At 72.4% G+C, this 12523-nt stretch carries 11 protein-coding genes; 3 read left to right on the forward strand and 8 right to left on the reverse strand.

Annotated features, from left to right (window positions below):
* Nucleotides 1–11: 11 nt before the first annotated feature.
* From RM572_RS19340 to RM572_RS19350, 3 genes are all read right to left on the reverse strand, one after another.
* Nucleotides 12–1784: a phospho-sugar mutase gene (locus tag RM572_RS19340; RefSeq protein WP_311674612.1), complete on the reverse strand. Its 1773-nt coding sequence runs from the start codon at nt 1782–1784 to the stop codon at nt 12–14.
* A gap of 382 nt (nt 1785–2166) precedes the next feature.
* Nucleotides 2167–2982 carry a purine-nucleoside phosphorylase gene (locus RM572_RS19345; RefSeq protein WP_311674613.1) on the reverse strand — a complete coding sequence of 272 codons (816 nt, stop codon included), beginning with the start codon at nt 2980–2982 and terminating at the stop codon, nt 2167–2169.
* An 856-nt stretch (nt 2983–3838) separates the two neighbouring features.
* Complete coding sequence (locus tag RM572_RS19350) at nt 3839–4276, reverse strand: gamma-glutamylcyclotransferase (RefSeq protein WP_027764359.1); 438 nt, start codon at nt 4274–4276, stop codon at nt 3839–3841.
* On the opposite strand from RM572_RS19350, the gene RM572_RS19355 reads away from it, so the two are divergent.
* A complete protein-coding gene (locus tag RM572_RS19355) occupies nt 4275–5921 on the forward strand; it encodes an NAD(P)H-quinone dehydrogenase (RefSeq protein ID WP_311674614.1) in 1647 nt (548 codons plus the stop codon). The genes RM572_RS19350 and RM572_RS19355 overlap by 2 nt on opposite strands.
* A 130-nt stretch (nt 5922–6051) precedes the next feature.
* Nucleotides 6052–6912 (forward strand): DeoR/GlpR family DNA-binding transcription regulator, encoded by an 861-nt coding sequence (locus RM572_RS19360; protein WP_027764357.1) that lies wholly within the window; start codon nt 6052–6054, stop codon nt 6910–6912.
* 72 nt (nt 6913–6984) lie between these two features.
* Here the strand turns inward: RM572_RS19360 and RM572_RS19365 are convergent, their stop codons facing one another.
* Complete coding sequence (locus RM572_RS19365; protein ID WP_311674615.1) at nt 6985–8760, reverse strand: acetyl/propionyl/methylcrotonyl-CoA carboxylase subunit alpha; 1776 nt, start codon at nt 8758–8760, stop codon at nt 6985–6987.
* A gap of 387 nt (nt 8761–9147) precedes the next feature.
* On the opposite strand from RM572_RS19365, the gene RM572_RS19370 reads away from it, so the two are divergent.
* On the forward strand, nt 9148–9603 hold the full coding sequence (locus tag RM572_RS19370) for a membrane protein (protein ID WP_037790455.1): 456 nt from the start codon (nt 9148–9150) through the stop codon (nt 9601–9603).
* On the opposite strand, the gene RM572_RS19375 is transcribed toward RM572_RS19370, so the two are convergent.
* The 4 genes from RM572_RS19375 to RM572_RS19390 form a co-directional block, all read right to left on the reverse strand.
* Nucleotides 9578–10201 (reverse strand): Maf family protein, encoded by a 624-nt coding sequence (locus RM572_RS19375; protein ID WP_311674616.1) that lies wholly within the window; start codon nt 10199–10201, stop codon nt 9578–9580. The genes RM572_RS19370 and RM572_RS19375 overlap by 26 nt on opposite strands.
* 27 nt (nt 10202–10228) lie before the next feature.
* On the reverse strand, nt 10229–10360 hold the full coding sequence (gene mmpB / locus RM572_RS19380) for a morphogenic membrane protein MmpB (RefSeq protein WP_281727973.1): 132 nt from the start codon (nt 10358–10360) through the stop codon (nt 10229–10231).
* A gap of 126 nt (nt 10361–10486) precedes the next feature.
* Nucleotides 10487–10693 carry an acyl-CoA carboxylase subunit epsilon gene (locus RM572_RS19385; RefSeq protein WP_311674697.1) on the reverse strand — a complete coding sequence of 69 codons (207 nt, stop codon included), beginning with the start codon at nt 10691–10693 and terminating at the stop codon, nt 10487–10489.
* A 17-nt stretch (nt 10694–10710) separates the two neighbouring features.
* Nucleotides 10711–12306, reverse strand: a complete 1596-nt coding sequence (locus RM572_RS19390; protein WP_311674618.1) for an acyl-CoA carboxylase subunit beta — start codon at nt 12304–12306, stop codon at nt 10711–10713.
* Between the last annotated feature and the right edge of the window lie 217 nt (nt 12307–12523).

Raw genomic sequence — 12523 nt, forward strand, 5'->3', positions numbered from 1 at the left:
CGTCCGGTCCGTCAGAGTCCGGCGGCCTTGGAGAGATCGGCGGCGAGCCCGTCCAGCACCTCGCGGGCCCGCTGGCGCGCCCGCTCCAGCCCGGAGGCGTCCGCCACCGGCACGACCGCCTCCAGGTAGCACTTCAGCTTCGGCTCGGTGCCGCTCGGACGGACCACCACACGGGCCTCGCCGTCGCCCACCCGGTACCGCAGGCCGTCCGTCGGCGGCAGCCCGCCCACGCCCTCCCGCAGATCCTCCGCCGCCGTCACCCGCAGCCCGGCGAGCCGCTTCGGCGGCGCCGCCCGCAGCCGGCCCATCACCTCGTCGATCAGCGACAGGTCCTCCACCCGCACGGAGAGCTGGTCCGTCGCATGCAGGCCGTACTCCACGGCGATGTCGTCCAGCAGGTCCGCCGGCGTACGGCCCTGCGCCTTCAGCTCCGCGGCCAGCTCCGCCACCAGCAGCGCGGCCGTGATGCCGTCCTTGTCGCGGACCCCGTCCGGGTCGACGCAGTAGCCCAGCGCCTCCTCGTACCCGAAGCGCAGCCCCGGCACCCGGGACAGCCACTTGAAGCCCGTCAGCGTCTCCTCGTAGGCCAGACCCGCGCGCTGGGCGATACGGCCCAGCAGCGACGACGACACGATGGTCGTCGCGAACGTGCCGCGGGCACCCTTGCGCACCAGATGCGTGGCGAGCAGCGCGCCCACCTCGTCGCCGCGGAGCATCCGCCAGCCGTCGGGCGCCTCCTCGTCCGGCACCGCGACCGCGCACCGGTCGGCGTCCGGGTCGTTGGCGATCACCAGATCCGGTCGCACGGCACGTGCCGCGCCGAACGCCAGGTCCATCGCGCCCGGCTCCTCCGGGTTCGGGAAGGCGACCGTGGGGAAGTCCGGGTCCGGCTCGGCCTGCTCGGCGACCGCGACCGGTGCGGTGAAGCCGGCCCGGACGAACGCCTCCCGCAGCGTGTCGGCGCCGACGCCGTGCAGCGCCGTGTGCACCACCTTGAGCGGCCCGGGGCCGCTCGACCCGGCGGGCCCGTCGCCCCCGGCGGTGGGCAGCGCGGCGCCGCCGTTCAGCACGGTCGCGCTGCGGTCCAGATACGCCTCGACGACCTCCTCGTCGAGCACCTGCCAGCCCGTCTCCGGCAGCGGCACGTCGGCGAGCGCGCCGACCGCGTCGATCGCGGCGGCGATCTCCGCGTCCGCAGGCGGCACGATCTGGGAGCCGTCGCCCAGGTAGACCTTGTAGCCGTTGTCCCGCGGCGGGTTGTGGCTCGCGGTCACGGTCACGCCCGCGACGGCGCCCAGATGACGCACGGCGAACGCCAGCACCGGGGTCGGCAGAGGCCGGGGGAGGAGCGCCGCCCGCAGGCCGGCGCCCGTCACGACGGCAGCGGTGTCGCGGGCGAACTGCGCACTCTTGTGGCGCGCGTCGTAGCCGATCACGACCAGCCCCGGCTCGCGCGTTCCGGCTGCGTTTCCGGCTGCGTTTCCGGCTGCGCCGGGTGCGTGTCCGGGCGCGCCGGGTGCCTCCGCCTCGCCGGCGTGGCCCTGCGCGCGCAGGTACGCGGCGAGGCCGGCGGCGGCGCGGATCACGACGGCCCGGTTCATCCGCATCGGGCCCGCGCCCAGCTCGCCGCGGAGGCCGGCGGTGCCGAACTGGAGGGTCCCGGCGAAGCGGGCGGTGAGCGCGTCGACGTCCTCCGCCTCGAGCAGCTTGGCCAGCTCCTCGCGGGTCTCCGGGTCCGGGTCCTCGGCGAGCCAGGCTTGCGCCTGGGCGATGACGTTCTCCACGACGGTTCCTGTCTGTCGACGGTGCGCCGCTTCGCGGCGGGGTGGGCGGTGGGCTCGGTGTGGGCGCGGCGTGCTGTCGGGGTGTGGGTCGGGGGCGTGGGCTGCGGTCCGGGCCGACGACCCGGAAACCCATGATTTACGGGCCGCGTTCTCGGTGAACGGTGGGCACGACTCTTACTTCGCGGCCCACACATCACGGGCAAGTGTTTCCGGGCGCATCGGCCCTGCCCTCCACCCACGCCCCCTCACGTCCCGGTTCCCTCGGCCCACCCCCGTGCCCTTGAGGGAGGGTGGGCCATTCGGAGCGGGACCGGCGAACTCGGGCGGGCTCGAAGGCCAGACGGTGCGCTGCACCCATGGACATGGCGCCCTGATCAGACGGTCAGACGCGCTGGAGGACCTGGGCGAGGAGGGAGCCCATGTGGCTGGCGGAGTCGCGACCGGCCTGGAGGACCTCCTCGTGGTTGAGTGGCTCACCGGTGATGCCTGCGGCCAGGTTGGTGACCAGCGAGATACCCAGCACCTCGGCGCCCGCTTCGCGGGCGGCGATCGCCTCCAGCACCGTGGACATCCCGACCAGGTCGCCGCCCAGCACCCGGACCATGTTGATCTCGGCCGGCGTCTCGTAGTGCGGCCCGGGGAACTGTACGTACACGCCCTCTTCGAGGGTGGCGTCGATCTCCTGGCACATCGCGCGAAGGCGCGGCGAGTACAGGTCGGTGAGGTCGGTGAAGTTCGCACCGACGATGGGAGATGCGGCCGTGAGGTTGATGTGGTCGCTGATCAGCACCGGCTGACCGACCCGCATCCCGTCGCGCAGCCCGCCACAGCCGTTGGTGAGCACGATCGTCTTGCAGCCGGCGGCGACTGCCGTACGGATGCCGTGGACGACCGAGGCGACGCCGCGGCCCTCGTAGTAGTGGGTGCGCCCGAGGAAGACCAGGGCCCGCTTCTCGCCGACCTTGTAGGAACGGATCTTCCCCGCGTGCCCCTCCACCGCAGGTGGGGGGAAGCCCGGCAGGTCGGTGACGGCCAACTCGTGCTCGGGTGCGCCGAGGGCGTCGGCGGCGGGGACCCAGCCGGACCCCATGACCAGCGCGACGTCGTGGGTGTCCACCCCGGTGATCTCGCGCAGCCGCTTCGCGGCTGCCGCTGCGTGGTCGTGCGGGGACTCGTCGATAGGCGCAGATACGTTCACGCGAAGCAGGGTAGCCTGATTCCGCCTACGCGCGTAGAGCCCCCTGGTGATCCCACCCCGATTGGGTGCCAAGCCACACCCCGGTTCGTGTTTTCTGCCAGGACGTATCCCTCCGGGGCGGCGGGCCGGATCACGCCGGGCTCAGCCTCTGCGTCCAGTACGAGTTCCGCCCGGCGAACCGGGTCGGCGTAGGGCGAACCTGGGAACGACGCCGCTCCACCGCCGGTGCGGGTGACCGCCCCTCCACGTGGACCGCAACCGACCGTCCCACCCCCCGACGGCTGCCGAAACCCGCACAAGGGCACGTTCCTGCGCCGTGCACCCGTCGCACACCCCTCCCCCCCCCGGGGGGCGCGGGGGTGGGCCGAGGGAACCGGGACGTGAGGGGGCGTGGGTGGAGGGCAGGGCCGGCGCCCCCGGAAACCTCCGCCCGTGTTTGCGGGGTGCCGCTCGTGCATCCCCTCCTTCAAGGGCGCGGGGGTGGGCCGAGGGAACCGGGACGTGAGGGGGCGTGGGTGGAGGGCAGGGCCGGCGCCCCCGGAAACCCCTGCCCGTGTTTGCGGGGTGCCGCTCGTGCATCCCCTCCCTCAAGGGCACGGGGGTGGGCCGAGGGAACCGGGACGTGAGGGGGCGTGGGTGGAGGGCAGGGTCGATGCGCCCGGAAACACTTGCCCGTGATTTGTGGGCCGCGAAGTAAGAGTCGTGCCCACCGTTCGCCGAGAACGCGGCCCGTAAATCATGGGTTTCCGGGTCGTCGGCCCGGACCGGAACCCACGCCCCCGACCCGCACCCCGACAGCACGCCGCGCCCACACCGAGCCCACCGCCCACCCCGCCGCGAAGCGGCGGAACGCCGCTCAGCAGGGCCGCTTCCGCAGCTCCATCACGTAGTCGTGCGGCGCCCCCGCCGACTCCGCCGCGTCGGCGATCTCCCCCAGGTAGCGGGCCGAGGGCAGCCCGCCCTCGTATCCGTTCAGCACGTAGCACCAGGCCGCCGCGTCGCCGTCCAGCGTGTGCACCCGCACCCGCATGCGCCGGTAGATGTCGAGGCCGACGCCCTCCCAGCGGTCCATCGCCTCCTCGTCCATCGGCGCGATGTCGTAGAGCGCGACGAAGACCTGGGAGCGCGGCGCCTCCACCACCGTGGCCAGCGCGCCTTCCCAGCCCATGTGCTCGCCGCCGAAGGTGAGGCGCCAGCCGTCGAGCCAGCCGGTGCCGCGCAGCGGGGAGTGCGGTGCGCGGCGTGACATCAGCCGCGCGTCGAGGTTGCCGGCGAAGGCGGCGTAGAGCGACATGGCACGAGGGTACGGGAGCGGCACCCGCTCGACACGGCACCGTTGCGAGGGTCACGGTGCGGCACCCGCACCCCGCACCCCGCACCCCGCACCCCGCACCCCGCACCCCGCACCCCGCACCCCCGGCGCGCACACGTCGTGCCGCGCGGACCGTACCCGCCCCCCACCCCGCCGTCAGGCGGGAACGTGCGGGACACTGGGAGGCGTGACTCGGATCGTGATCATCGGTGGCGGACCTGGCGGCTACGAGGCGGCACTGGTGGCCGCCGAGCTCGGAGCGGAGGTGACCGTCGTCGACAGCGACGGTCTCGGCGGGGCGTCGGTGCTGACCGACTGCGTGCCGTCGAAGACGCTCATCGCGACCGCCGAGGTGATGACGAACTTCGACTCCTCGCACGAGGAGCTGGGCATACGCATCGAGGACGACACGCCGCCGCTCGAGCAGTCGGCGCGGGTGGTGGGCGTCGACATGGAGAAGGTGAACCGCCGTGTGAAGCGGCTCGCCCTCGCGCAGTCGCACGACATCACCGCGTCGGTGACGCGTGCGGGCGGCCGGGTGCTGCACGGCCGCGGTCGGCTGGAGCCGGAGCGGGCGGCGGACGGTACCCGCACCGTCGTGGTGACGACGGCCGAGGGCGACGAGGAACGGCTGAGCGCGGACGCGGTGCTGATCGCCACCGGCGGTCATCCGCGCGAGATCCCGGACGCCCGGCCGGACGGCGAGCGGATCCTGAACTGGACGCAGCTGTACGACCTGGAGGAGCTGCCGGAGCGGCTGATCGTGGTCGGTTCCGGTGTGACCGGTGCCGAGTTCGCGGGCGCCTACCAGGCGCTGGGCTCGCAGGTCACGCTGGTGTCGTCGCGGGACCGGGTGCTGCCCGGGGAGGACCCGGACGCGGCTGCCGTGCTGGAGGACGTGTTCCGCCGGCGTGGGATGGACGTGATGTCGCGGTCCCGCGCCGCGTCCGCGAAGCGCGTGGGTGACGGCGTCGAGGTGACGCTGAGCGACGGCCGTACGGTCTCCGGCTCGCACTGCCTGGTCGCGGTGGGCGCGGTGCCCAACACGCGCGGGATCGGCCTGGAGGAGGCCGGTGTGCGGCTGAAGGACTCGGGGCACGTGTGGACGGACAAGGTGTCCCGCACCTCGGCGCCGGGCGTGTACGCCGCGGGCGACTGCACCGGGGTGTTCGCGCTTGCTTCCGTGGCGGCGATGCAGGGACGGATCGCGATGTACCACTTCCTGGGCGAGTCGGTGGTGCCGCTGAACCTGAAGGCGGTGTCGGCGAACATCTTCACCGATCCGGAGATCGCGACGGTCGGCTTCTCCCAGGCGGATGTGGAGGAGGGCCGGATCAGCGCGAACGTGGTGAAGCTGCCGCTGGTGCGGAATCCGCGGGCGAAGATGCAGGGCATCCGGGACGGCTTCGTGAAGCTGTTCTGCCGCCCGGGCACGGGCATCGTGGTGGGCGGCGTGGTGGTGGCCCCCCGTGCGAGTGAACTGATCCACCCGATCTCGATCGCCGTGGACACGAATCTGACCGTGGAGCAGATCGCGAAGGCGTTCACCGTCTACCCGTCGCTGACCGGGTCGATCGCGGAGGTCGCGCGGCAGCTGCACACCCGCAAGGAGGGCGACGGCGGCTGACGGCATAGCACGTTCCGGTCGCGGAGACGTACAACTTTCGATAATCGGCGCAAACTGCTGAAAGTAGACGGTCGACGGCGTTACTGTCGGTTCCGTGTTCGCTGCAGAACGTCGCCAATTGATCCTCGAAATGGTGCGGGCCAACGGAGCGGTGTCGCTCCGGGAGCTCGCCCGCGTCGTCCAGACCTCCGAAGTGACCGTCCGGCGTGACGTACGGGCCCTGGAGGCAGAAGGACTGCTCGACCGCCGGCACGGCGGTGCGGTGCTGCCGGGCGGTTTCAGCCGCGAGTCCGGCTTCCCCCAGAAGTCGCTGTCCGCGACCGCGGAGAAGACGGCCGTCGCCGATCTCGCCGCAGGTCTCGTGGAGGAGGGCGAGGCCGTCGTCGTCGGCGCCGGTACGACCACGCAGGAGCTGGCCCGCCGGCTGGCCAGGGTGCCGGGCCTGACCGTGGTGACCAACTCGCTGCTGGTCGCGCAGGCGCTGGCGCATGCCAACCGCGTCGAGGTGGTGATGACCGGCGGCACGCTGCGCGGCTCCAACTACGCGCTGGTGGGGAGTGGCGCGGAGCAGTCGCTCCAGGGGCTGCGGGTGACGCGGGCCTTCCTGTCCGGCAGCGGGCTCACCGCGGAGCGGGGGCTGTCCACGTCCAACATGCTGTCGGCGAGCGTCGACCGGGCGCTGGTGCAGTCCGCGGCGGAGGTGGTGGTCCTGGCGGACCACACCAAACTGGGCACCGACACGATGTTCCAGACGGTGCCGACGGACGTGATGACCCGTCTGGTGACGGACGAGCCGCCGCCGCACGACGACCGGGCTGCGACGGAGCTCCAGGCGCTGGCGGACCAGGGCGTGCAGATCGCCGTGGCGGGCGCGCAGGGGCGGCCGGCTCCGGCGGGGCGGCGCGAGGCGCCGCTTCCGGGCCAGCGCCGTACGCATCCGGTGCAGCCTCCGGGTCCGCAGCTCCGCGTGGCGGACCTGGGCCGGCACTGACCATCGGCGCGGGCGGGTGACGCGACGTCGCCGGGCGGGCCGGAAGCGGCACGCCCGGCGACGGGAACGCGGTCAGTCCTTGATCTCGCAGATGACCGTGCCGGCGGAGAGGGACCCGCCGACCTCGGCGGTGAGGCCCTTGACGGTGCCGGCGCGGTGGGCGTTCAGCGGCTGCTCCATCTTCATCGCCTCCAGGACGACGACCAGTTCGCCCTCGGCGACCTGCTGGCCCTCCTCGACGGCGACCTTCACGATCGTGCCCTGCATGGGCGAGGCGAGGGCGTCGCCGGACGCGGCCGAGCCGGACTTCTTCGCGGCCTTGCGCTTCGGCTTCTTCGTTCCGGCGGTCGCCGCGGCGGGGGCGACGCCGAGCGAGGCGGGCAGGGACACCTCGAGCCGCTTGCCGCCGACCTCGACGACGACGGTCTCGCGCGTGCCCTCGGCCTCGTCGTCGTCCTCTGCGCCGGGTGCCGTGAAGGGCGTGATCTCGTTGACGAACTCGGTCTCGATCCACCGGGTGTGGACGTCGAACGGGTGGCCCTGGCGTCCGTGCACCTCCGGCCCGAACGCCGCGTCGCGGACGACGACGCGGTGGAAGGGGAGGGCCGTGGCCATGCCCTCGACGCGGAACTCGTCCAGTGCGCGGGCGGCGCGCTGGAGGGCCTGCTGCCGGGAGGCGCCGGTGACGATCAGCTTGGCGAGCAGCGAGTCCCAGGCCGGGCCGATGACGGAGCCGCTCTCCACGCCGGCGTCCAGGCGGACGCCCGGGCCGGCCGGCGGGTCGAACAGCGTGACCGTGCCCGGGGCGGGCAGGAAGTTGCGCCCGGGGTCCTCGCCGTTGATGCGGAACTCGAAGGAGTGGCCGCGCACCGCCGGGTCGTCGTAGCCCAGCTCCTCGCCGTCGGCGATGCGGAACATCTCGCGGACCAGGTCGATGCCGGTGACCTCCTCGGTCACCGGGTGCTCGACCTGGAGGCGGGTGTTGACCTCGAGGAAGGAGATGGTGCCGTCCTGGCCGACGAGGAACTCGCAGGTGCCCGCGCCCTCGTAGCCGGCCTCCTTGAGGATGGCCTTGGACGCGCGGTACAGCTCGGCGTTCTGCTCGTCGCTCAGGAAGGGCGCGGGCGCCTCCTCGACGAGCTTCTGGTGCCGGCGCTGGAGGGAGCAGTCGCGGGTGGAGACGACGACCACGTTGCCGTGCTTGTCGGCCAGGCACTGGGTCTCGACGTGCCGCGGACGGTCCAGGTAGCGCTCGACGAAGCACTCGCCGCGCCCGAAGGCGGCGACGGCCTCGCGCACGGCGGACTCGTACAGCTCGGGGACCTCGTCGAGGGTGCGGGCGACCTTCAGGCCGCGGCCGCCGCCGCCGAAGGCGGCCTTGATGGCGATGGGCAGGCCGTGCTCCTCGGCGAAGGTCACGACCTCCTCCGCACCGGAGACGGGGTCGGGGGTGCCCGCGACGAGGGGGGCGCCGGCGCGCTGCGCGATGTGACGGGCCGCCACCTTGTCGCCCAGGTCGCGGATCGCCTGCGGCGGCGGGCCGATCCAGGTGAGGCCGGCGTCGAGGACGGCCTGCGCGAAGTCGGCGTTCTCGGAGAGGAAGCCGTAGCCGGGGTGGATCGCGTCCGCACCGGAGTCCGCGGCGGCCTTCAGCACCTTCGCGACGTCCAGGTAGCTCGCCGCCGGGGTGTCGCCGCCGAGTGCGAAGGCTTCGTCGGCCACCCGCACATGGAGCGCGTCGCGGTCCGGGTCGGCGTAGACGGCGACACTCGCGATACCGGCGTCCCGGCACGCTCGAGCAACCCGGACAGCGATCTCGCCGCGGTTGGCGATGAGCACCTTGCGCACGATGACTCCCTACTTGGCGCTGCGCCGCAAACAGAAGTGAACGGCGCGATTTTAGCTAGTGGTGACACCCCACGCCGAGTCGCCCACAGGGGTGAGCTTGCCCACACGGAGTGTGATCCGAGGGCAGGTCCACCCCCGCGTTGCCTTGTCATCCCACGGTACGCCCGGTTCCAGGCGCCCACCGACGAACGGCGGTGTGGGCAAGGTCTCTGTGTGACCGCTCGTGCTCAACTCCTGCTTCTTTGTGGGGTTCCTACTAAGTTCGGCGGTGAGATGGAGTAAATCCCCGCAACTGCTCCCGGCTCTTGCCACCGGGTGTACCCGCCAGTAGCGTGCGGGGGCCATTGTTCGTACCCGGAGTAACGACGAAGTGGGCAGGTGGGGTGGGTGACCCGCAGACCGGTGGCCGCGATCGCCGCGGTCGTACTGACGTGCGAGGCCGTGGGGTTCGTGCTGCTCCAGGTGTTCATGGGGATGGTCGTGGACAAGCAGCAGATGTCCCTGGCCGGCCTCGACCCCGACATGATGAGCACGGGTTCCGTCGTCGGCGGGGCGCTGCTCGGTGCCTACCTCCTGTTCTGCGCCGGCGTGCTGGTGGTGATGGCCGTACGGGACCGCGCGCCCGGCAAGGTACCCCGGCTGCTCCTCATCAGCGCCGCCGTGCTGCACGCTGTACTCGGGGCGTTGACGATCGGCCTGGTGGGCTGGTCGGCGTTCGGCTTCATGATGCTGGTGCTGGCCCTGCTGGTCTGGACGCTGGTGTCGTACTCCCGGCTGCCCAAGCACCGCCGTACGGACGGTGGTTCGGCGCCGCAGCCTAGCGCGGAGCCCACAGCCGGGTGATCGGCACGCCGAGGTCGGCGAGCATGCTCCGGAGCGTCGGCAGCGACAGCCCGATGACGTTGCCGGGGTCGCCGTCCACCCCGTCGACGAACGGCGCCGAGAGGCCGTCCAGGGTGAACGCGCCCGCCACGTGCAGCGGTTCGCCGGAGGCGACGTAGGCAGCGATCTCCTCGTCCGACGGGGTGCCGAAGCGGACCGTGGTCGAAGCGGTCTCGCTCATCTTCGCGCCGCCGCGCCGGTCGATCACGCAGTGCCCCGTCCGCAGCACCCCGGAACGGCCGCGCATGGACTTCCAGCGTGCGGTGGCGTCCTCCGCGTCGTCCGGCTTGCCCAGGGCCTGCCCGTCGAGTTCGAGAACCGAGTCGCAGCCGATCACCAGCGCGTCCGCGGTCTCCGGCCGGGCGGCGACCGCCTCGGCCTTGGCCTCCGCGAGTATCCGGGCGAGTTCCGCCGGGGTGTCGGCTCCGAGCGCGTCCTCGTCCACACCGCTGACGATCACCTCGGGGTCGAGTCCGGCCTGGCGCAGCAGTCCGAGCCGGGCGGGGGAGGCGGAGGCGAGGACGAGGCGGCGTGCGGGACCGTGCTGCTGGGCGTTCATGCGGCTCATCGTAGCGACGGCCGGTCCTCAGCGGGCCTGCACGGCGAGGGCCGCGGCGACCATCGCGGCGACGGCGAGGACCCAGGCCATCCGCCGCAGCATCGCCTGGGCGGCGCGCAGCTCGGCGGGCGGCTTGTTCTCGGGGTCGGACCACAGCATCCCCCGATCATGCGACGCCACCCGGCCGGAGCGCCTGAGTACGGATACTCATCACGGCGCCCCGGCCACGATCGCGCCCCGACGGAACGCGATCGTGGCCGGGGCGCCGTGGGAGAAGCCCGGTGCTCAGGCCGGCCAGAAGGTGGTGCGCCAGGCCTTGGGGCCCGGGTGCGGGAGCAGTCGCCGGGGCACCGTACGGGCCGGGTCGGACCACTCCGCCCCCCGGTGTGCCGCCTCGCCCGCGGCGGCGGAGGCGGCCGCCCGGGCCTGGACCACCGCCAGTGCGGCGGCCAGCTCCTCGGGCGTCGGGTTGCCCCGTATCACCTTGATCATGGGCTCCACGTCCCTTCCTACAGCGGGATGTTGCCGTGCTTCTTCGGGGGCAGCTGCTCGCGCTTGGTGCGCAGCGTGCGCAGGCCGCGGACGATGTGGCGTCGGGTCTCGGCGGGAAGGATGACGGCGTCCACATACCCGCGTTCGGCCGCGACATACGGGTTCAGCAGCGCGTCCTCGTACTCCTGCGTCAGCTCGGCGCGCAGCTCCTCGCGCTCCTCGTCGCCCTCGACGGCCGCGAGGCGGCGGCGGTGCAGGATGTTCACGGCGCCCTGGGCGCCCATCACGGCGATCTGCGCGGTGGGCCAGGCGAAGTTGAGGTCCGCGCCCAGGTGCTTGGAGCCCATGACGTCGTAGGCGCCGCCGAACGCCTTGCGCGTGATGACGGTGATCAGCGGGACGGTCGCCTCCGCGTAGGCGTAGATCAGCTTGGCGCCGCGCCGGATGATGCCGTCGTACTCCTGGTCCGTGCCGGGCAGGAAGCCGGGCACGTCCACGAACGTCAGCACCGGGATGTTGTACGCGTCGCAGGTGCGGACGAAGCGGGCCGCCTTCTCGCTGGCGTCGATGTCCAGGCAGCCGGCGAACTGCATCGGCTGGTTGGCCACGACGCCGACCGACTGCCCCTCGACCCGGCCGAAGCCGGTGATGATGTTGGGCGCGAAGAGCGCCTGGGTCTCCAGGAACTCGCTGTCGTCCAGCACGTGCTCGATGGCGCTGTGCATGTCGTACGGCTGGTTCGCCGAGTCCGGGATGAGCGTGTCCAGCTCGCGGTCCTCGTCCGAGGTCTCCAGGTCGGCCTCCTCGGGGAAGACCGGCGGGTCGGTGAGGTTGTTGCTCGGCAGGTAGGACAGCAGCGCCTTGACGTACTCGATCGCGTCCTTCTCGTCGCCCGCCATGTGGTGCGCCACGCCGGAGGTCGCGTTGTGCGTCCGGGCGCCGCCGAGCGCCTCGAAGCCGACGTCCTCACCGGTGACCGTCTTGATCACGTCCGGGCCGGTGATGAACATGTGCGAGGTCTTGTCGACCATCACGGTGAAGTCGGTGATCGCCGGGGAGTACACCGCGCCGCCCGCGCAGGGCCCCATGATCAGGCTGATCTGCGGGACCACGCCGGAGGCGTGCACGTTGCGGCGGAAGATCTCCGCGAACAGGCCGAGGGCGGTGACGCCCTCCTGGATACGGGCGCCCCCGCCGTCGTTGATGCCGACGACCGGGCAGCCGGTCTTCATCGCGAAGTCCATCACCTTGACGATCTTCTCGCCGTACACCTCGCCGAGCGAGCCGCCGAAGATGGTGAAGTCCTGCGAGTACACGCAGACGGGGCGACCGTCCACGGTGCCGTAGCCGGTGACGACCCCGTCGCCGTACGGCCGGTTCTTCTCGATGCCGAACGCCGTGGAGCGATGGCGTGCGAACTCGTCGAGTTCGGTGAACGACCCCTCGTCGAGCAGCAGTTCCACGCGCTCCCGCGCGGTCAGCTTGCCCTTGGCGTGCTGCTTCTCGATGGCCCGCTCGGACCCCGCGTGCGTCGCCTCGTGGGCGCGCTGCCGGAAATCCGCGATCTTGCCCGCGGTCGTATGGATGTCGGGGCTGGTCTCCTGCTCGGACACGGCCTGCGGCTCCTCGCTCCTGCGTTTCGCTCCTGCGTCGGCTACTCATTCGTAGGCTATCCGCGCGCGGCGGCTCCGACGCTGCGGCGTTGGCCACACTTCCCGCCGTGTGCGGTAGGCCGGGGGCGTCCGGGCCGCCCGCGGCGCGAGGCGCGGGCCTAGGTCGTGTTTCGAAAGTCCCGCCTGCGGGGCGGCGCCATGCACGCACATCTGCTGC

The organism is Streptomyces hazeniae (assembly GCF_031845485.1).
GTDB classification, from domain to species: Bacteria; Actinomycetota; Actinomycetes; order Streptomycetales; family Streptomycetaceae; genus Streptomyces; species Streptomyces hazeniae.

What these genes read in the sequence shown, in the direction of transcription:
- RM572_RS19355 (WP_311674614.1), top strand. Translation starts at nt 4,275, where the DNA reads ATGGCACGAGGGTACGGGAGCGGCACCCGCTCGACACGGCACCGTTGC.
- RM572_RS19350 (WP_027764359.1), bottom strand. Translation starts at nt 4,276, where the DNA reads ATGTCGCTCTACGCCGCCTTCGCCGGCAACCTCGACGCGCGGCTGATG.
- RM572_RS19375 (WP_311674616.1), bottom strand. Translation starts at nt 10,201, where the DNA reads ATGAACGCCCAGCAGCACGGTCCCGCACGCCGCCTCGTCCTCGCCTCC.
- RM572_RS19360 (WP_027764357.1), top strand. Translation starts at nt 6,052, where the DNA reads ATGGTGCGGGCCAACGGAGCGGTGTCGCTCCGGGAGCTCGCCCGCGTC.
- RM572_RS19385 (WP_311674697.1), bottom strand. Translation starts at nt 10,693, where the DNA reads ATGATCAAGGTGATACGGGGCAACCCGACGCCCGAGGAGCTGGCCGCC.
- mmpB (WP_281727973.1), bottom strand. Translation starts at nt 10,360, where the DNA reads ATGCTGTGGTCCGACCCCGAGAACAAGCCGCCCGCCGAGCTGCGCGCC.